Source organism: Spirillospora sp. NPDC052269, from assembly GCF_040679435.1.
GTDB lineage: Bacteria > Actinomycetota > Actinomycetes > Streptosporangiales > Streptosporangiaceae > Spirillospora.
Genome location: NZ_JBFAUU010000001.1, coordinates 1 through 15,715, shown reverse-complemented (window position 1 = coordinate 15,715; position 15,715 = coordinate 1). Strand labels below are relative to the sequence as shown.

The 15,715-nt window shown below is 71.2% G+C and carries 19 protein-coding genes; 13 read left to right on the top strand and 6 right to left on the bottom strand.

The window, feature by feature from the left end:
* Positions 1-11: 11 nt before the first annotated feature.
* Positions 12-923: a DUF6348 family protein gene (locus AB0L06_RS00095; protein WP_500228661.1), complete on the bottom strand. Its 912-nt coding sequence runs from the start codon at positions 921-923 to the stop codon at positions 12-14.
* 156 nt (positions 924-1,079) lie between these two features.
* The gene (locus tag AB0L06_RS00090) at positions 1,080-1,352 is read right to left on the bottom strand and encodes a hypothetical protein (RefSeq protein ID WP_500228660.1); all 273 of its coding nucleotides are present in this window, start codon (positions 1,350-1,352) and stop codon (positions 1,080-1,082) included.
* Positions 1,353-1,533: 181 nt separating this feature from the next.
* Here AB0L06_RS00090 and AB0L06_RS00085 point away from each other — a divergent pair, with 181 nt between their 5' ends.
* The 6 genes from AB0L06_RS00085 (at position 1,534) to AB0L06_RS00060 (ending at position 8,418) form a co-directional block, all read left to right on the top strand.
* Positions 1,534-2,859, top strand: a complete 1,326-nt coding sequence (locus AB0L06_RS00085; RefSeq protein ID WP_500228659.1) for an aspartyl protease family protein — start codon at positions 1,534-1,536, stop codon at positions 2,857-2,859.
* Between the two features lie 283 nt (positions 2,860-3,142).
* Positions 3,143-3,562: a (R)-mandelonitrile lyase gene (locus AB0L06_RS00080; protein WP_500228658.1), complete on the top strand. Its 420-nt coding sequence runs from the start codon at positions 3,143-3,145 to the stop codon at positions 3,560-3,562.
* Positions 3,563-3,594: 32 nt separating this feature from the next.
* Positions 3,595-4,620 carry a zinc-dependent alcohol dehydrogenase family protein gene (locus tag AB0L06_RS00075; RefSeq protein WP_500228657.1) on the top strand — a complete coding sequence of 342 codons (1,026 nt, stop codon included), beginning with the start codon at positions 3,595-3,597 and terminating at the stop codon, positions 4,618-4,620.
* Between the two features lie 110 nt (positions 4,621-4,730).
* On the top strand, positions 4,731-6,443 hold the full coding sequence (locus AB0L06_RS00070) for a carboxylesterase/lipase family protein (protein WP_500228656.1): 1,713 nt from the start codon (positions 4,731-4,733) through the stop codon (positions 6,441-6,443).
* A gap of 144 nt (positions 6,444-6,587) precedes the next feature.
* Complete coding sequence (locus AB0L06_RS00065) at positions 6,588-7,130, top strand: TetR/AcrR family transcriptional regulator (protein ID WP_500228655.1); 543 nt, start codon at positions 6,588-6,590, stop codon at positions 7,128-7,130.
* Positions 7,123-8,418, top strand: coding sequence for an FAD-dependent oxidoreductase (locus AB0L06_RS00060; protein ID WP_500228654.1), 1,296 nt, complete (start codon positions 7,123-7,125; stop codon positions 8,416-8,418). The genes AB0L06_RS00065 and AB0L06_RS00060 overlap by 8 nt, the downstream gene beginning before the upstream one ends.
* Before the next feature lie 50 nt (positions 8,419-8,468).
* Here AB0L06_RS00060 and AB0L06_RS00055 read toward each other — a convergent pair whose 3' ends face one another.
* The 3 genes from AB0L06_RS00055 to AB0L06_RS00045 all read right to left on the bottom strand — a co-directional run bounded on the left by AB0L06_RS00055 (position 8,469) and on the right by AB0L06_RS00045 (position 10,455).
* Positions 8,469-8,963, bottom strand: coding sequence for a GNAT family N-acetyltransferase (locus AB0L06_RS00055; protein ID WP_500229285.1), 495 nt, complete (start codon positions 8,961-8,963; stop codon positions 8,469-8,471).
* Between the two features lie 325 nt (positions 8,964-9,288).
* The gene (locus AB0L06_RS00050; protein ID WP_500228653.1) at positions 9,289-9,474 is read right to left on the bottom strand and encodes a DUF397 domain-containing protein; all 186 of its coding nucleotides are present in this window, start codon (positions 9,472-9,474) and stop codon (positions 9,289-9,291) included.
* A 39-nt stretch (positions 9,475-9,513) separates the two neighbouring features.
* Positions 9,514-10,455 (bottom strand): helix-turn-helix domain-containing protein, encoded by a 942-nt coding sequence (locus tag AB0L06_RS00045; protein WP_500229284.1) that lies wholly within the window; start codon positions 10,453-10,455, stop codon positions 9,514-9,516.
* Positions 10,456-10,564: 109 nt separating this feature from the next.
* Between AB0L06_RS00045 and AB0L06_RS00040 the strand changes: the two genes are divergently transcribed.
* The 5 genes from AB0L06_RS00040 to AB0L06_RS00020 all read left to right on the top strand — a co-directional run bounded on the left by AB0L06_RS00040 (position 10,565) and on the right by AB0L06_RS00020 (position 13,022).
* Positions 10,565-10,921 (top strand): hypothetical protein, encoded by a 357-nt coding sequence (locus AB0L06_RS00040; protein WP_500228652.1) that lies wholly within the window; start codon positions 10,565-10,567, stop codon positions 10,919-10,921.
* Positions 10,921-11,343, top strand: coding sequence for a hypothetical protein (locus tag AB0L06_RS00035; protein WP_500228651.1), 423 nt, complete (start codon positions 10,921-10,923; stop codon positions 11,341-11,343). The genes AB0L06_RS00040 and AB0L06_RS00035 overlap by 1 nt, the downstream gene beginning before the upstream one ends.
* 56 nt (positions 11,344-11,399) lie before the next feature.
* On the top strand, positions 11,400-11,822 hold the full coding sequence (locus AB0L06_RS00030) for a DUF4260 family protein (protein WP_500228650.1): 423 nt from the start codon (positions 11,400-11,402) through the stop codon (positions 11,820-11,822).
* Positions 11,815-12,330: a TetR/AcrR family transcriptional regulator gene (locus AB0L06_RS00025; RefSeq protein ID WP_500228649.1), complete on the top strand. Its 516-nt coding sequence runs from the start codon at positions 11,815-11,817 to the stop codon at positions 12,328-12,330. The genes AB0L06_RS00030 and AB0L06_RS00025 overlap by 8 nt, the downstream gene beginning before the upstream one ends.
* Positions 12,331-12,494: 164 nt before the next feature.
* Positions 12,495-13,022: a hypothetical protein gene (locus tag AB0L06_RS00020; protein ID WP_500228648.1), complete on the top strand. Its 528-nt coding sequence runs from the start codon at positions 12,495-12,497 to the stop codon at positions 13,020-13,022.
* Positions 13,023-13,038: 16 nt separating this feature from the next.
* Here AB0L06_RS00020 and AB0L06_RS00015 read toward each other — a convergent pair whose 3' ends face one another.
* Entirely contained in the window at positions 13,039-13,479 is a 441-nt protein-coding gene (locus AB0L06_RS00015; RefSeq protein WP_500228647.1) for a winged helix DNA-binding protein, read from the bottom strand.
* A gap of 94 nt (positions 13,480-13,573) precedes the next feature.
* On the opposite strand from AB0L06_RS00015, the gene AB0L06_RS00010 reads away from it, so the two are divergent.
* Together AB0L06_RS00010 and AB0L06_RS00005 are read left to right on the top strand one after the other, a co-directional pair.
* Positions 13,574-14,227 carry a TetR family transcriptional regulator gene (locus AB0L06_RS00010; protein ID WP_500228646.1) on the top strand — a complete coding sequence of 218 codons (654 nt, stop codon included), beginning with the start codon at positions 13,574-13,576 and terminating at the stop codon, positions 14,225-14,227.
* 50 nt (positions 14,228-14,277) lie between these two features.
* A complete protein-coding gene (locus tag AB0L06_RS00005; protein ID WP_500228645.1) occupies positions 14,278-15,624 on the top strand; it encodes an SMI1/KNR4 family protein in 1,347 nt (448 codons plus the stop codon).
* The last annotated feature ends 91 nt before the right edge of the window (positions 15,625-15,715 follow it).

Here is a 15,715-nt window from a genome sequence, read left to right as displayed (position 1 = left end):
CTTTTCGCAGGTCAGAACCCTAGGTTGCCGGTGTCCTTGGCGACCTTGATGATGTCCGTGTCGGTGCGGATGCGGCTCGCCCGCTCCTCGGCGGAGAGTTCGGTGAGCAGGTGGGGCTCGGGCAGTTCGAAGCCGGGGTGCTCCGGGTCCAGGTGGCCGCCGCAGTCGCAGCCGCAGGAGTGTCCGTGGTGCCCGCCCGCGTCGTCCTCGGCCGGGAGCAGCAGGGCGAAGTAGCGGACGACCGTGAAGACCGACGGCTCAGGCAGGTCCAGCGCGGCCATGGCCGCCGAGGCGGCCTCGTCGCGCTCGCCGTTCACCCGGACCTCGCACTGCATGGATCCGGGAGTGCCGCCGTAGAAGACCCTCACCCCGTTGAAGAACGGTGACTCCAGGGCGGGGGCGAGGGCGTCCGCGATGCCGTGGAGGACGTTCGCCTCCCCCAGCGCGGCCTGCAGGCGCTCGTTCTCGGCGGCGTCCATGCCGTAGCCGAGGACGCCGGAGATGATCGACCGCCAGCCCGGGACGTCCTGCTCGCCGGGGGCGGACCGGTAGGCGTGGCTCCCGTCCCCGGCGACGAGTTCGAGCAGGCACGCGCCGGCCGTCTGGACCCAGGCGTCCGCCGCCTGGCGCGGGTCTCCGGCCACGGCCACGGCGCAGTCGGTGAAGCACGGGACGTCCGGCTGGACGCTCACGTCCGGGAAGGCGATGAGGTCGTAGTGGTGGCCGCCGCCGTGGTTCTGCGGCGCGACGCCGATCGCCCAGCCCTGCGGGCTGAGCAGCGAGTTCCCCTTGAGCTCGGCCCCGCGCGTCACGCCGGGCTCATACTCCTCCAGGCTCGCCTTCACGAGGGCGAGGAACTCCAGGTCCGGCAGGCGCTCCCCCGGCGGGTCCGCAGCGCCCTGACGACGTCGTATCCAAGACATGCGGCGGATCTTAACGACGACATTCGGGACATTTCGACGGGTTATGCGCTGATGAGCGCGCTGCGCGGAGCGGGCACTCATCGGGTCTGGACGCCCGTGGAGGACGGGCGCCGTCGGCGCCCGTCCTCCACGTCCCCCCTTATCGGGTCAGAGAACTCACTTCCCCTTCTTGCACGAAGTCTCGAAGTCCTTCCGGACGGTCACCGGGAGGCTGCTCAGCTTCTTGTTCTTGAAGGAGGCGTAGCTCGGGTGGTTCTGGAACCTCTTCTGGACGACCGGGTTGAGCTTCGAGACCGCCTGCTCGATGGTGAGGCCGCGCTGACTGAAGTCGCACGCGGCGGGACGGGCGGGGGCCGCGTGAGCGGGGACCGCGGCGGCGCCCAGCGCAAGCGCGCAGGCGGTCGCGGTGACCACGGCACGGAGGTTCATCTACGAACTCCTTCACTCGGGAGACTCGACAACGCCCTACACGCTACCCAGAGTCCCCTCATGAACACCGAGAGCCACCGACAAGGATCGGCTCACAGTTTTGTGGTTACGCGGAGGTGACACGGCACCCGGTTGCATGGCGTCCCGGAACCCTGATCGCGACGCCCCCGAGGAGCGCCACATGTCCCTTTCGGACGACCATTCCCGCCGCCGGTTCCTCCAGCGGGCGGGCCTGGCCGCAACCGCCGCGACCGCCGCGGCGGCCCTTCCCCTGGCCGGCCGCGGGACGGCCCACGCCGGCGCGGGCGCCGCGCGGAACGTCGCCGCGACGTCCGGCGGCAGCCCTGACCAGCTGTTCCGGGACGGCCGGTTCGCCGAGGCCGAGGATGGTTACCGGCGGCTGCTGCGGGCCGACCCGAAGGACGCCCACGCCGGCGCGCAGCTCGGCTACATCGCCCTGCTGTCGAACCGGTTCGGCGCGGCCGAGCGGTACCTGTCCGATGCCGTCGAGCTGAACCCGGGCGACGACGACTCCAAGCGGCGGCTCGCGGAGTGCTTCGTCCGGCAGGACCGGCACGCCCGCGCGATCCCGCTCCTCAACGAGGTCGGGACGCCGGTCTCCAAGGCGTCCGCCACTCAGTACGGCCACCTGGACGGAGCGCCGTACCGGATCTCCGGGCCGTCCGGAACGCGCGTGCCGTTCCTCTTCATCGATCCGCTGCCCGTGGTGGAGGCGTCGGTGAACGGCTCGGCGCCGAAGCGATTCCTGGTCGACACGTTCTCGACGTGCGACCTGTCGCCGGAGACCGCGAAGGAGCTGGGGCTGACCGCGGTCGCGACCATCGAGGGCACGGTCGGCAACATGCCCGCCACGATCAGCCTCGGGGTGCTCGACTCGTTCCGGATCGGCGACATCGAGATCCGGAACCTGCCCGTCCAGTGGTCGGAGGGCCCGCCGCCGCCCACGCTCCCGGACGGGTCGAAGCCCGAGGGCGTGTTCGGCACGACGATCATGTACCACTTCCTGACCACGATGGACTACGCGCGGCGCGCCCTCGTCCTGCGGCGGCGCGGGCACGGGCGTTCTCGCAGGCCGGACGATCTGCCGCTGTGGCTGGCCGGGGACCATTTCCCCTGCTCGGTGGGCAGCCTGCGCGACTACGGCCCCCGGATGATCACGCTCGACACCGGCGGGATCGGGCACGGGCTGGACACGACGGTGGAGATCGCCGAACGCGCGGGCATCGCCGTCGACTACGACCATCCGATCCCGTCCCCCAACGGGGCCAAGGTCTATCCGTGCCGTCCGGACCGGATGAGCATGGGCCGCGCGGTCAGGCACGACGTCCCCGGATCCGCCGTCGAGAAGGTGTTCCCGGGACTGCCCGGGCCCGGCCTGTCGGCCCTGCTCGGTTTCGACCTGATGGCCAACTTCACGCACGAGTTCTTCAAGCCGTACGCGGTGACGTACGACTACACGTCCATGCGGCTGCGCCTCACCCGCTGACGCCGACGCCCACCCGGCGGCGCCGCGAACACCGACGCGGACGCGGACGCGGACCGGATGATCTCGTTAAGCGGGCGGGAGTTTCCCGGGAGGAGCGAGCGGGGAGCCCGCAAGTGGCCACGAAGCGTCGTCACACGCGTGCCCACCGTGGGAAGCGCGGGAGGAGTCCATGAAACCGACGCGCGTGCCCTGCCCTCGGGGGCGGGCACGGCACGCGCGACCACGCCCCCGGCGCCCGCCCGGGGGCGTTCTTCCATCACCGAGGACAGGGGGGAAGCTTCCGATGGAGGTCTTCAAGCGGCCGCCGACCGACAAGGCGCCGTCCGACCGGTTCACCGGCGACGTCTGGTGGGACGTGATCTACGCCGGGCGCGAGCCGTCCCAGGCCCGGCTGAACCTGGTGCGGTTCGCGCCGTCCGCCCGCAGCGACTGGCACACCCACGCCCTCGGGCAGACCCTGCACATCGTGTCGGGCGTCGCGCTGATCCAGGCGCGGGGCGGGGAGATCATCGAGGCGTATCCGGGGGACACCGTCCACACCCCGCCCGGCAAGGAGCACTGGCACGGCGCGACGCCCGACGCGTTCATGGAGCACCTGGCGCTGTGGGAGGGCACCGGCGACCCCCGCGTCCCGGAGACCGACTGGGGCGCGAAGGTCACCGACGAGGAGTACCGCGGGCCGCGTCGCAGCACCCGCGGCTGACGTCCGCGTCGACGGAGAGGGGGCAAGGCATCGTGCGTGGAGTCCTGCTGTACGCGCCCGGGGACGTGCGCGTCGAGGCGCGTCCCGACCCCCGGATCGTCGAGCCGACGGACGCGGTCATCCGCGTGACGGCGACCTGCGTGTGCGGCTCGGACCTGTGGCCGTACCGCGGGGTGGCGGCGTTCGAGGGCCCGAGGCCGATGGGACACGAGTACGTCGGGGTCGTCGAGGAGGTGGGCGACGACGTCTGGACGGTCCGGCCGGGAGAGCACGTGGTCGGGTCGTTCGTCGCGTCCGACGAGACGTGCGAGCTGTGCGAGGCCGGGTACCAGAGCTTCTGCGTGAGCCGGGTGGCCATGGGCTCGATCGGGACGCAGGCCGAGTTCGCGCGCGTGCCCCTGGCCGACGGCACGCTGGTCGCGGTCCCGGGCGGCCCGCCGGACGCGGATCTACTCCCCGACCTGCTGGCCGCATCCGACGTGCTGGGGACCGGCTGGTTCGCCGCGGTTGCGGCGCGTGCCGGACCGGGCGAGACGGTCGCGGTCGTCGGGGACGGCGCGGTCGGGCTCCTCGGCGTGCTGGCGGCGCGGCGCCTCGGCGCGGAGCGGATCATCGCGATGAGCAGGCACGCCTCCCGGCAGAGACTGGCCATCGAGTTCGGCGCCACCGATGTCATCGCCGAGCGCGGGGACGAGGGCGTGGCGCGGATCAAGGAGCTCACCGGCGGCCTGGGCGCGCACAGCGTCATCGAGGCGGTCGGGACGCAGGAGGCGATGACGCAGGCGATCCGGTCGACGCGTCCGGGAGGACATGTCGGATTCGTCGGGGTCTCCCATGGCGTCCGGATTCCCGGGGACCAGCTGTTCGCCTCCGGCGTGCACCTGCACGGCGGGCCCGCCCCGGTGCGCCGTTTCCTGCCCGAGCTGCTCCGGCTGATCGTCGACCGCGAGATCGACCCCGGGCGGGTCTTCGACCTCGAGCTGCCTCTGGAGCAGGCCGCCGAGGCGTACCGCGCGATGGACGAGCGCAGCGCGGTCAAGGTCCTGCTGCGTCCCTAACACCCTGGCCTGCGCTGACGCAGGCTGTCAGCGGACGGTGCGCAGGCGGTGCGCCGAGGCCGCGAATCTTCGTTCATCGAGCACGGACGAACGAAGATTCGGAGCCACCGATGAAGAAGCACCTGAAGGTCACGCTCGCCCCCGCCGTCCTCGGACTGGCTCTGGTCACCGGCTGCGGAACCGCCGCCGCAGCGCCCGCCGCGCCCGTCGCGCAGCAGAACGTCGTCGCCAAGACCGATGCCGGAGAGGTGCGCGGGGTCGCCCACGGGCAGGCCCACCAGTTCCTCGGTGTTCCGTACGCCGCGCCGCCGGTGGGCGCGCTTCGATGGAAGTCGCCGCAGCCCACGCGTCCTTGGAAGGGGGTCCGGAACGCGACGACGTCCGGCCCGGCGTGTGTCGGCCCGTCCTACAACCTGCCCGCCGGGACGAGCGTCAGCGAGGACTGCCTGACCGTGAACATCACGACCCCGGCGGCGTCGCCGAAGCGTCCTCGGCCGGTGATGGTGTTCGTGCACGGCGGCGACTTCACGTCCGGGACGGGCAGCGCGTTCGATCCGAGCGAGATGGCGACGCGCGGGGACGTCGTGGTGGTCACCCTCAACTACCGGCTCGGCATCTTCGGATTCTTCGGATACCCCGGACTTCCGGGTTCGGGCGACTTCGGGTTGCAGGACCAGCAGGCCGCGCTGCGCTGGGTGCAGCACAACGCCCACGCGTTCGGAGGCGACAAGGCGAACGTGACGCTGTTCGGGCAGTCCGCCGGATCCGCCGGTGTCTGCGCGCAGCTCACCTCACCGGCCGCGCGCGGCACGTTCAGCAAGGTGATCCTGCAGAGCGCGAGCTGCGGCACCCTCCAGCCCCGCCTCTACCCGGGGGCACCGGCGCCGACCCCGCAGAACGTCTCGCCGTTCACGCCGCTGAAGACCGTGACCACGCGCGGCACCACCCTCGCGTCCAAGCTCGGCTGCGCTGGCGCCGACCCGGTGGCCTGCCTGCGCAAGGCCTCGGTGGACGCCCTCGCCGGGCCGGGCACGATGACCGACCCCACGTTCCCGCCGTTCGGATCGCCCGCCTACGGCACCCCGACCCTGCCCGTCCACCCTCAGCAGGCCATCAAGCGGGGACGATTCGCCCGCGTCCCGGTGATGGCCGGTCACACCCGCGACGAGGGCCGGTTCGTCACGGCGTCCATCGTGAACCCGGCCATCGGCAAGGTCACCTTCACCCCGGACGTCTACACCAAGCTCACCGACGCCGCCTACGGCCCCGACGCCGCCGCCGTCCGCCGCGCCTACCAGCCGTCGTCCTACGCCGACGACCTGCTCCCCGGCACTCCCGCGGCCGACCGTCCGAACGTCGAAGGCGCCCTGGCCTGGGCCGCGATCGAAACCGACCGCGCGTCGGTCTGCCCGATCCTCGGCGACGCGGACGCCCTGTCCCGGCGCGTCCCGACCTACGTCTACGAGTTCGCCGACCGCACCGCCCCGACCTGGCTCCCCGTCCCGGCCGACTTCCCCGGCGGCGCGGCCCACCTGACCGACCTGCCCTACCTGTTCGCCACCACCCGTCCCGCGATGCCCGGCGCCGACAACGGCCCCGCCAAGCTCACCCCGACCCAGCAGCACCTGTCCGCGCAGATGATCGGCTACTGGACGAGCTTCGCCCACACCGGTGCCCCGAAGTCCGCCAACGCCCCCGCCTGGGCCCGCTACGCCGCGCCCACCCCGCGCGTCCAGAACCTCGCCACCGGCGGCGTCGCGTCCACCCCCATCACCGACAACGCCACCGCCCACAAGTGCTCGGTCTGGAGCACCGCCCACTGACCCCCTGACCACGAACGCGAGCCCCGGCCCACCCGCCGGGGCTCGCGTGTTGACGCCGTCCGGCGCTCCGCACTACTTTCTCCACCAACCAGTTGGTGGAGAAAAGGAGCGGCGATGACGGCGGCACGGCGAGGGAGACCTCCGGTGGGTCCGGAGCGGCGGGACGCCCTGGTGCTGGCGGCGTACCGGTGCCTGGCCGCGAGCGGGTTCGAGGGGCTGCGGCTGCGCGAGGTGGCCGCACAGGCGGGCATCGACCACTCCACGATCCATCACCACTTCGCCACCAAGCAGGACCTGGTGGTCGCGGTGGTCGACCACGCCACCGGGCGGTTCCGGTCCACCACTCCCCCGGACGGGACGTCCGCCGAGCGCCTGCGCGCGCACCTCGACACGCTCCGGCGCAGGATCGTCGACGAGCCGGAGCTGCACGTGGTGCTGCGCGAACTCGACCTGCGGGCCCGGCGCGACCCCGCCCTGCGCGAGATCATCTCCACTCGCGAGGAGGGCTGGCGCCGTTCACTGAGCGCGCTGCTGGACGGCGCCGCCGCCGAGGGCGCGCTCGCCCCGGGCGTCGACCCGGCCGCCGGAGCCGAGCTGATCATCGCCACGGTCAAGGGCGCCAGCCTGACCCCCGACCGCGCCGGCGACGTCCTCGGACTCCTGGACGCACTGCTGATCCATGCCTGAGAAGGGGAACCTCGTGCGGGTCATCGTCATCGGCGGCGGCATCGGCGGCCTGTGCCTGGCCCAGGGCCTGCGCACCGCCGGGATCGACGTCGCGGTCTACGAACGGGACACCGCGCCCGACGCCCGGTTGCAGGGGTACCGGCTCAACATCGAACCCGTGGGAAGTCGTGCGCTCCATGCCTGCCTGCCCCCTCACCTGTGGGAACTCCTGGTGGCCACCGCCGGGGACCCGGGGCCGGGCATGGGCGTGTTCACCGAGCGGATGCGGCTGCTGATGCGCGAGGACGCTCCGCCCGCGGGGCTCGACCCGTCCGAACGGACGCACGCGGTCAGCCGCGTCACCCTGCGCCGCCTGCTGCTCGCCGGCTTGGGCGACATCGTCCGCTTCGGGAAGGAGTTCATCTCCTACACGTCCAACCCGGACGGCACGGTGACCGCCTTCTTCGCGGACGGGACCTCCGCCGAAGCGGACCTGCTCATCGGCGCGGACGGCGTCCATTCACACGTCCGGCGGCAACTCCTGCCGCACGCCGAGCAGCACACTGCGCCCGGTGTCGGCATCGGCGGCAAGCTCCCCCTCGACAGCGGGACGGACTGGCTGCCCGACGCTATGACCAGCGCGAAGAACATGATCCTGCCCAGAAACGACTTCCTGTTCACCGCTGTCTTCCGTCGCCGCGACACCGCCGACGACGCCCTCCACGAGCGGCTGCGGACGACCGGGCTGGATCCGGACCTCCTCGTCCAGGACGCCAAGGACGACGACTACGTGATGTGGGCGTACGTCGCGAACCCCCGAGCCCTGCCCGCCGACACCACCGACCTTCGCGGACGCCACCTGCGCGACCTGGTCGCTTCCCGCCTGGGCGAGTGGCATCCCGACCTGCACCGACTCGTCACGGAGACGCCGGAGGACACCATCGAGCAGTTCAGCTTCACCGCCGCGGCCCGCCTCAAGCCCTGGCCGACGACGAACGTGACCCTGCTCGGCGACGCCGTCCACGCCATGCCGCCCGTCGGCGGCCTCGGCGGCAACGCGGCCCTCCACGACGCCGACGCACTGCGACGCGCCCTGGTCGCCGTCCACCAAGGAGAGCAGGACCTGCCGTCCGCCCTCGCCGCCTACGAACGCACGATGCTGAAGCACGGCTTCGCCGCCGTCCGCACCGCAACCCTCTACCTACACCTCGCCACGTTGCAGAGCCGCGCCGTCCGAACAACGGCACGCACGTTCTTCCGCCTCTGCGGCTCCGTCCCCCCACTCCGCCGAGCCGTCTTCACGGACTAGACCGAAACCGACCGCGCAGCGCCCGCCCAGCGGCCCCCCGAGCTTGCTGTTCAGCCGTTGGCGGGACGTTCGAAGATGATCTCGAGGCCGTCCCGTGGGTCCTGCTGTTCGCCCACCTCTGTGAAACCGTGTCCGGCGATGGTGGCGAGCGAGGCGGCGTTGTCCGGACTGATCGTCGCCCGCACGATTCTGACGGCGGGTTCGGCGTCGGCGCGACGCAGAAGCTCGGAGAGGATCGCCCGGGCGTAGCCCTGACGGCGGTGAGCGGGGACGACGGAGTACCCGATCTCGACCATGCCCACATGATCGGGCGGTCCGTGGAACCCCGCGTGCCCCACGACGACGTTCTCGGGCTCCGCCACCACCGCGTGCACGAGCCAAGGCGCGGCCTGAGGGTCCGCGGTCAGCTGGTCGAGTCTGTACCGCCAGAGCCAGATGGCGCTCTCAGTGGCGAAGTGGCCAGTGAAGGCCAATCCGGCAGCCGAACTGGCCGCTGCCAGGTTCCCCTCGGACAGAGCGGTCAACACGTCGCCGGACAAGCACACGAGCCGCACGGACTTCGGACGATCCCGATCATCTTCGATTGTCACGGCGGAATGATCACACGGGCCGTCCAGGACCCGCCAACGCTTTCCCCGCGCCCCGGATGCAGGCCGCACGGCAGGAATCGTCCACGCCACTCAAGCGGACGCCACGCCGCGCTTCACCCGATCAACCAGCTCAACGAACCCCTGAGCAGAGACCGCCAGGTACCCAAGTTCGGGAGCTTGCTGTCACGCACCGCCACAGCGAACCCGGGCGCGGCCAACTCCACTCACTCCCCCGAAGTCCCCCCGGACGAGTGCCTGCTCTTCCGCCATGCCAGAACCATCAGCGAACCGCCTTCACACGAGCCACGAGGTCAACGAACGCGTCGACCGTGAAGGAGAGGTGACCGGCGTCGGGGGCCTTGCTGTCGCGGACGCCGACCCGGTGTTCCAGGTGGGCTACTTCCACACAGTCGCCCTGCTGGGTGCTGCTGTGGCTGGACTTGCGCCAAACGGGGATGGTGCTCATCTGGACGCCTCCCTCGGACGAGTTCTGCCTTCGAGGGTTTCATGGCGCCCGCGTTTCTGGAATTCCGCCGTCGAGAGTCAGCTGGACCCAGTTCGAGGCCCATTCGGCGTCGCGCTGCTCGGGTGGAAGCGCGGCCAGGCCCGCTTCGATCTCGCGAATGGCACCGGAGGTTTCGCCCAAAACTCCCAGAACGCGGGCTCGTTGGAGGGCCCAGACACCCGAGCCGTACCAGTACGCGAAGTCGGGGGGTTCGAGGTCCTCACCGGCCTCGGCCTCTCGATCCGCGGATTTCAGCAGCTCGACGGCCTGGCGTTTCTCTCCGGCGGTGGCGCGGATCCGGGCCGTCTGGAAAAGGTCGTAGTTGTGGACCATGGGGTGGGTTCCCCGCACCTGGAGCGCGGCCTCGGCGAGGTCCGCGGCGCCCGCGCAGTCGTGGGCCTCGAGCCGGGTGTAGGCGTGGAAGCTCAGCCCCAGCGCCTCTCGGTCGGGGTCGCCCGCGACCTTGGCGAGCCGGACGGCCTTGGTGAATCGCCGGGTCGCGTTGCGCCGTCCGGTGGACTCCAGTTCCACCCAGCCTTGGTATTGCGACACCTCGCTGGCCAGAGCGAGGGCCCGCTTCCTGAGCGGGCTTCCGGCCTCCTCGGCCAGAGTGTCCGCCACTCCGGCCAGGCCCCGCACCATGGGCAGCACCGCCGTCGGGCCCGCCGCGTCCTCCAGGCGGCGCGTCGCCGACAGCGCGTCTGCGAGGTCCACCAGGCTCGCCGCGTCCACCTTGCGAGGCTTGCCCAGGACGTGGGCCAGACGCCCCACGTCGAGCCCGAGCGCCTCCTCGTATTTCTGGACGACCTGGGCGTGAACAGGACGCTTTCCGTTCTCGAACATGCTGAGGGCCGACTTGCTATACGTCGTCCTCTTCGCCATGACGTCGAGCGATATGCCTGCCGCCTCCCGCGCCATCCGAAGCGCCGCACCTTGCCCCATGGACACCAGCCCTGTGAACCGTCTGTGAACGCGGAATCAATTCACTCCAGCCTACGATCTGGCCAAGCTTTGCGTCACACCTCGACTGCCGAACCAGGCGTGGACAGGAGTGGCCACAGTGGATTTCGAAAGATCACGAAAGTCGGCGGACGTCAATGATCAGGCCCTGCCGTCGAATCAGCGGGTGGTGTTTCTGGACGTGCTGCATCAGGTGATCAAGGAGAGGTGGCCGGATCTTCGGTCGACCGTTGTTCTTCGGTCGGGGTGTCCGGTTCTGTTCGTGTTCAACTCGTTTCACGTCGCGCACTGTGCCGACGTCGCGTGCGACTTCGACCGGACGGCCGGGTGGCGCTTCACGTGGGTCGCCAGTGACATCGCGTTCTGCCGGGCCGAGGACGCCGTGGGCGCGGCCGAGATCATCGCGCGGACGTTGCACGTCCAGGGCGGAAGGGCGGTGGCCTTCTGATGGACGCACCTCTTGAGCGCATCGTTCTGCATCAAGCCACGGAGATCGTCCGGGCGGCTTACGAGGAGGCCATGCGGCGACACGGCTTTCTTTCGTCCACGATCAGGGTCATCAACTCGTACGCGGAGCAGAGCCTCGCGGAGTTGGACGCAGCGTCCGACGACGAGCGGGACCTTGACGCGCTTGGCCGGGCCCTGGGCGACGTCGAGCCCGGACTGGACGTCCTCATCAAGCGCGCACCCGACGGGGACGTCCGGCTTCACGTCAACAATCCGCAGGTCGGCGGGCGGTTCTGCGAGGACGTGTCGGTCGGGTACCACGATGGCGCCCGCTCGTACTCGTGGTCGTGGGGCGAGGCGATCAGCCCGGTCGGGACGCCCGTGGAGGCCGCTCGCCGCATCGCGCGGGTTCTCACTTCTTGACGGCTAACGCCGTTAGCCTTACTGTCTAGCTAACGCCGTTAGCCAAGGAGGACGCGATGGTTCAGCACAGTGCGGTGATGGGTGGGCCCGCTTCGCAGGGACGCTCGGTTCTCTGGTGGACGGCCCGGGCGGGCTGGGCCGCGCTCTGGCTTTTCTACGCCGCGTTCGCCGGACTGGAAGCCTGGAACCACGGCATCCTCGCCCTGGTCACGGCCTTCGCCTTCTTCATGGCGCCGGACCTCACGATGCTCATCGACGCGAAGAACGGCGGGCAGGGCAAGCTCGGCCCGCGCGCCGTCCCCTTCTACAACGCCGCGCACCGGTCGGCGATCCCGCTCGCGCTGGCCGTCGCCTTCCCCTTCTCGCCGCTGGCGCCCCCCGCCCTCTTCGCCGGACTCCTCGGCTGGCTCGCTCACATCGCCATGGACCGGACGTTCGGCTACGGGCTCCGCGCCGCGGACGGATCGCGCCGTGGCTGACCGTCCCCGCTCGCGGCAGATCGTCGACGCCGCCCGTGAACTGCTGGAATCCGAGGGCGCGGACGCCCTGACCATGCGCCGCATCGCCGACAAGCTGGGGATCCGCGCGCCGTCGCTCTACAAGCACTTCGCCGACAAGCGGGCCGTCGAGGTCGAACTGATCGCGCAGGGCATCGTGGAGTTGGCCGAGGCGCAGGAGGCCGGGCTCGCCGCCGAGCCGGAACGGACGCTCGTCGCGCTCGGCGCGGCCTTCCGCGAGTACGCGCTGGCTCATCCGCACCTGTACCGGCTGATGACCGATAGCCCGCTCCCCCGCGACCTCCTCCCGGAGGGCCTGGAGCAGCGCGCCGCGCTTCCGCTGCTCAAGACCGTCCCGGACGAGCATCGCGCCCGCGCGGTCTGGGCGTTCGCGCACGGCATGGTCATTCTGGAACTGGACGGACGCTTCCCGCCGGGCGCGGACCTCGACCAGGCCTGGCGGGTCGGCCTGGACGCCCTCTCCGACTGATCAGGCGTCGTCCGGCGTGCGGGCTCGCGGACGAGGACGGCGGCGTCCGCTGAGCGACGCCGGGGAGCGCCGGGGGGCGGCGGCAAGCGTGAGGCTCGCCTCACCGGCCCGGCGTCCCGTCGTGTCTCAGCAGGTCAGCGGCGGGAACGTGCCACGATCGCCGGATGGACGAGCCGCAGCCCGACAGGCCCGACGCCGATGCGGCGCTGCGCGTCGAGATCGCGACCGAGCGCCTCAAGGAGCGCATCTACGCGACGATCACCATGATCGCGGTCACCGCCGGCCTCGCCCTCGGCGGCCACGTCGGTCCCGCCGGGGCGGCGCTCTCGGTGGTCGGCACCGCCGTGGGACTCTGGCTGGCCACGCTCGTCTCGGACGGCCAGGCGCACATGACCGTCCACGGATCCCGTCCCGACCGGCACGGGATGCTGCGCTCGCTGTACATCACCAGCCCCCTGCTCCTGTCGGCGGTGAGCCCGCTGCTCCTGATCGGCGTCGCCGCCCTGGGCCTGATGCAGTTGCGGACGGCCCTGCTGACCGCCGTGGTCCTGGACGTCCTGTCCCTGTTCATCTGGGGTTACGTCGGAGGCCGCCGCCTGGGCGGCCGTCCGATCGTCGCACTGGTCGCGGGCGTCCTCGACCTGCTGATCGGCGCCGTCGTCGTCGGCGTCAAACTCCTCGCCGGACATTGACGACCCCTTCGTCCGGTCAGGCGAGTTCGGCGTTGGCCCGCTCGGTGAGGGTGATCAGGATGCGGGCGGCCACGGCCAGTTCGTCCGCCGGGAGGTCGGCGTAGAGGAGGTCGAGGATCTTCACCGTCTCAGCCGCGATCTCCGCGTGGAAGGACCGTCCGGCGTCGGTGAGCGCGAGGGTCGACGACTCCACGAGGCCCGTCGCGGGCAGCGAGTCGACGACGGCCTCGGCGTCCGCCCGGGCGATCTTCAGGGACGAGGTGAGCTGGACGATCACCTGGTCCCGGTTCTTGTCCCCGGCGGCCAGGGCGCCGACTGCGAGGGACTGGGGGAACGTCAGCCCGAGCCGCTCCAGCCGGCGCTCCAGGACGGCGCGGGTGGCGTAGTGGGCGCGGCCGATGATCTGACCGTTCAGAGCGGGCGTGGCAGGCGCGGTGGGTGCGGTGGGTGCGGACATCTCGGTTCTCCTCGCCGTCGAAGTCGATACCAAGACACTAATGAAGCTGAGTGCCATTTAGCAACCGTGCACGGATCGGTATACGGTGAGCCGCATGACCTCTCCGAAGGCGGGCGAAGACGCGATGCGGGCGCTGCCGCTGCGCGAGCGGAAGAAGCTCCGGACGCGGCGCGCGCTCGCCGAGACGGCGCTGCGGATGTTCACCGAGCGCGGCTTCGACGCGGTCACGCTCGAAGAGCTCGTGGACGCCGTCGAGGTCTCCAAGAGCACGTTCTTCCGGACCTTCCCCGCCAAGGAGGCGGCGGCGATCGAGGCCGAGGAAGAACTGTGGACGGCCTACCTGGACACCCTCCAGGCCCCGGGCGGCCTCCCCGAGGGACGCGCGATCGACGCCCTCCAGACCGTCCTGACGCAGGTCGTGACCGACCTCGGGCCCGAGTGGGGCGAGCGGTACGCCGCGACGCGGCGGCTCGTGGTGACCGCGCCGTCCCTGCTCGCGTACGCGGGGAGCCACCGGCACGGCGTCGGGCAGAAGCTCGCCGCACTGCTCTGCGAACGACTCGGGCTGCCGGACGACGACCTCCGTCCGCAGATCCTCGCGCAGCTCACCACGACCGCGTGGAGCGTGGCCGCGCGCGGCTGGGTCTTCTCCGACGCCCCCTTCGACGACCTGCTCGACCGCGTCGGACGGGCGTTCGCGGCGATCTCCGGCAGCCTGGACCTCCAACTGCCCGAAATGTCGGGCTGACCAGGCACAATCGACTCTCCACGTCGATCGTCGAATCCGGAGGCCGTCCCATGCCCGCCCTCGAAGACTTCGCGACCTGGGAACCCCTCCTCCGGCTCGTCCGGGACGGCCTCCCCGGGAAGAGCGGCCGGGCGTCCGGATTCATCAGCCAGGGCAGCTGGAGCGTCCCGGTGCCGCGTCCGGCACCCGTCCCCGGCCAGACCTTCATGGTCAGCGACATGCAGGACGAATGGGACGCCGTGGAACTGGTGCGGAACTCGCTCGGCGACCTCGACGGCATCGAGTTCGTCGTGGACACCGAGCCGGACGGACGGACCACGCTCCGCCTCCTCCACACCGGCCCCGCCGCGCAGCGAGCCGTCGGAAACGCCGCGCCGGGCGAACTCGTCTTCGTCGAGGGCGCCGTCCCGGAGCCGTGGCGCCGCCTCCCCGAACCGTCCCCGGACGCGACGCCCGCCCCGACCGCCGACGCCGAACTGCTGGAGCGAACGCTCCGCGAACGCCTCCCCAACGCGATCAGCGCGGCTGGCGAGGAGATCGCCGCCGCCGAAGCCCGGCTCGGCGTCACCCTGCCCGACGAACTCAAGGCGCTCTACCGCGTCACCCGCGCCGACCACGCCGACCTGAACGGCGACTACGAGGCGGTGTCCGCGCTCGTCAACGCCGTCCGCTGCGAACTCTTCACGTTGGACGGCCTCTACATCGCGGACGCGGAGTCCCGTCCGGTGCCGTGGGAGTTCGCAGCCGGCGAGGCCGTCGTCACGCGTCCGGACGACGCGGTGCAGGGCGTGGTCGGCTCCCCGGGCTGGATCGCGTTCGGCGACAACGGTGGCGGCGACCGCTTCGCGATCGACCTGACGCCCGGCCCGAAGGGACACCTGGGCCAGGTCATCCTGCTCAGCCACGAGGAGAACATCGGCGGCGAGCTGATCGCCGACTCGCTCACCGACATGGTCGTCCACGACCGGAGCAGCGAGTGGAGGCCGTCCGGCGGACCGTCCCGGGCGGTGGCGCACGTGAACATCGCGAGGCTGCCGAGCATCGAGGCCGCCGCGCATCCGGACCTGGAGGTCCTGCACCTCGGCGTCTGGGAGGACGAGCCGTTCAGCCTCGCGCCGGTCTTCGACTGCCCGCGCCTGCGCACGCTGACCGCCTACGCCGGCACGCTCGCCGACCCGCTGGAGATCACCCGGCTGGAGAACCTCGAGTACCTCTCGCTGACTCCGGAGGACTGGCGCGTCCTGCTCGACGCCGACGCCGTCCCAGGCACCCTGCTCGCGGCCGGGTTCGAGGGCTACCAGCACGACCCACTGGCCCTCACGTCCCTCGCGAACGAACTGCTCGCGCTCTGCGAACGCCCCCTGATCACCGAAACCGTCCTCGAAGGCGTCCTCTAGTGCGCTGACCACATACGTTCGCCGGGTCTGGTGACACGCCGGATGGCGTCCGCTGTGTCGGGGCGTGTGGGGTTCACTGTCGATGGTGAGT

Excerpts from the sequence above, each read along its gene's own strand:
- AB0L06_RS00095 (WP_500228661.1), bottom strand. The coding sequence starts at position 923 with ATGTCTTGGATACGACGTCGTCAGGGCGCTGCGGACCCGCCGGGGGAG.
- AB0L06_RS00090 (WP_500228660.1), bottom strand. The coding sequence starts at position 1,352 with ATGAACCTCCGTGCCGTGGTCACCGCGACCGCCTGCGCGCTTGCGCTG.
- AB0L06_RS00085 (WP_500228659.1), top strand. The coding sequence starts at position 1,534 with ATGTCCCTTTCGGACGACCATTCCCGCCGCCGGTTCCTCCAGCGGGCG.
- AB0L06_RS00080 (WP_500228658.1), top strand. The coding sequence starts at position 3,143 with ATGGAGGTCTTCAAGCGGCCGCCGACCGACAAGGCGCCGTCCGACCGG.
- AB0L06_RS00070 (WP_500228656.1), top strand. The coding sequence starts at position 4,731 with ATGAAGAAGCACCTGAAGGTCACGCTCGCCCCCGCCGTCCTCGGACTG.
- AB0L06_RS00060 (WP_500228654.1), top strand. The coding sequence starts at position 7,123 with ATGCCTGAGAAGGGGAACCTCGTGCGGGTCATCGTCATCGGCGGCGGC.
- AB0L06_RS00050 (WP_500228653.1), bottom strand. The coding sequence starts at position 9,474 with ATGAGCACCATCCCCGTTTGGCGCAAGTCCAGCCACAGCAGCACCCAG.
- AB0L06_RS00045 (WP_500229284.1), bottom strand. The coding sequence starts at position 10,455 with ATGGGGCAAGGTGCGGCGCTTCGGATGGCGCGGGAGGCGGCAGGCATA.
- AB0L06_RS00035 (WP_500228651.1), top strand. The coding sequence starts at position 10,921 with ATGGACGCACCTCTTGAGCGCATCGTTCTGCATCAAGCCACGGAGATC.
- AB0L06_RS00030 (WP_500228650.1), top strand. The coding sequence starts at position 11,400 with ATGGTTCAGCACAGTGCGGTGATGGGTGGGCCCGCTTCGCAGGGACGC.
- AB0L06_RS00020 (WP_500228648.1), top strand. The coding sequence starts at position 12,495 with ATGGACGAGCCGCAGCCCGACAGGCCCGACGCCGATGCGGCGCTGCGC.
- AB0L06_RS00015 (WP_500228647.1), bottom strand. The coding sequence starts at position 13,479 with ATGTCCGCACCCACCGCACCCACCGCGCCTGCCACGCCCGCTCTGAAC.
- AB0L06_RS00010 (WP_500228646.1), top strand. The coding sequence starts at position 13,574 with ATGACCTCTCCGAAGGCGGGCGAAGACGCGATGCGGGCGCTGCCGCTG.
- AB0L06_RS00005 (WP_500228645.1), top strand. The coding sequence starts at position 14,278 with ATGCCCGCCCTCGAAGACTTCGCGACCTGGGAACCCCTCCTCCGGCTC.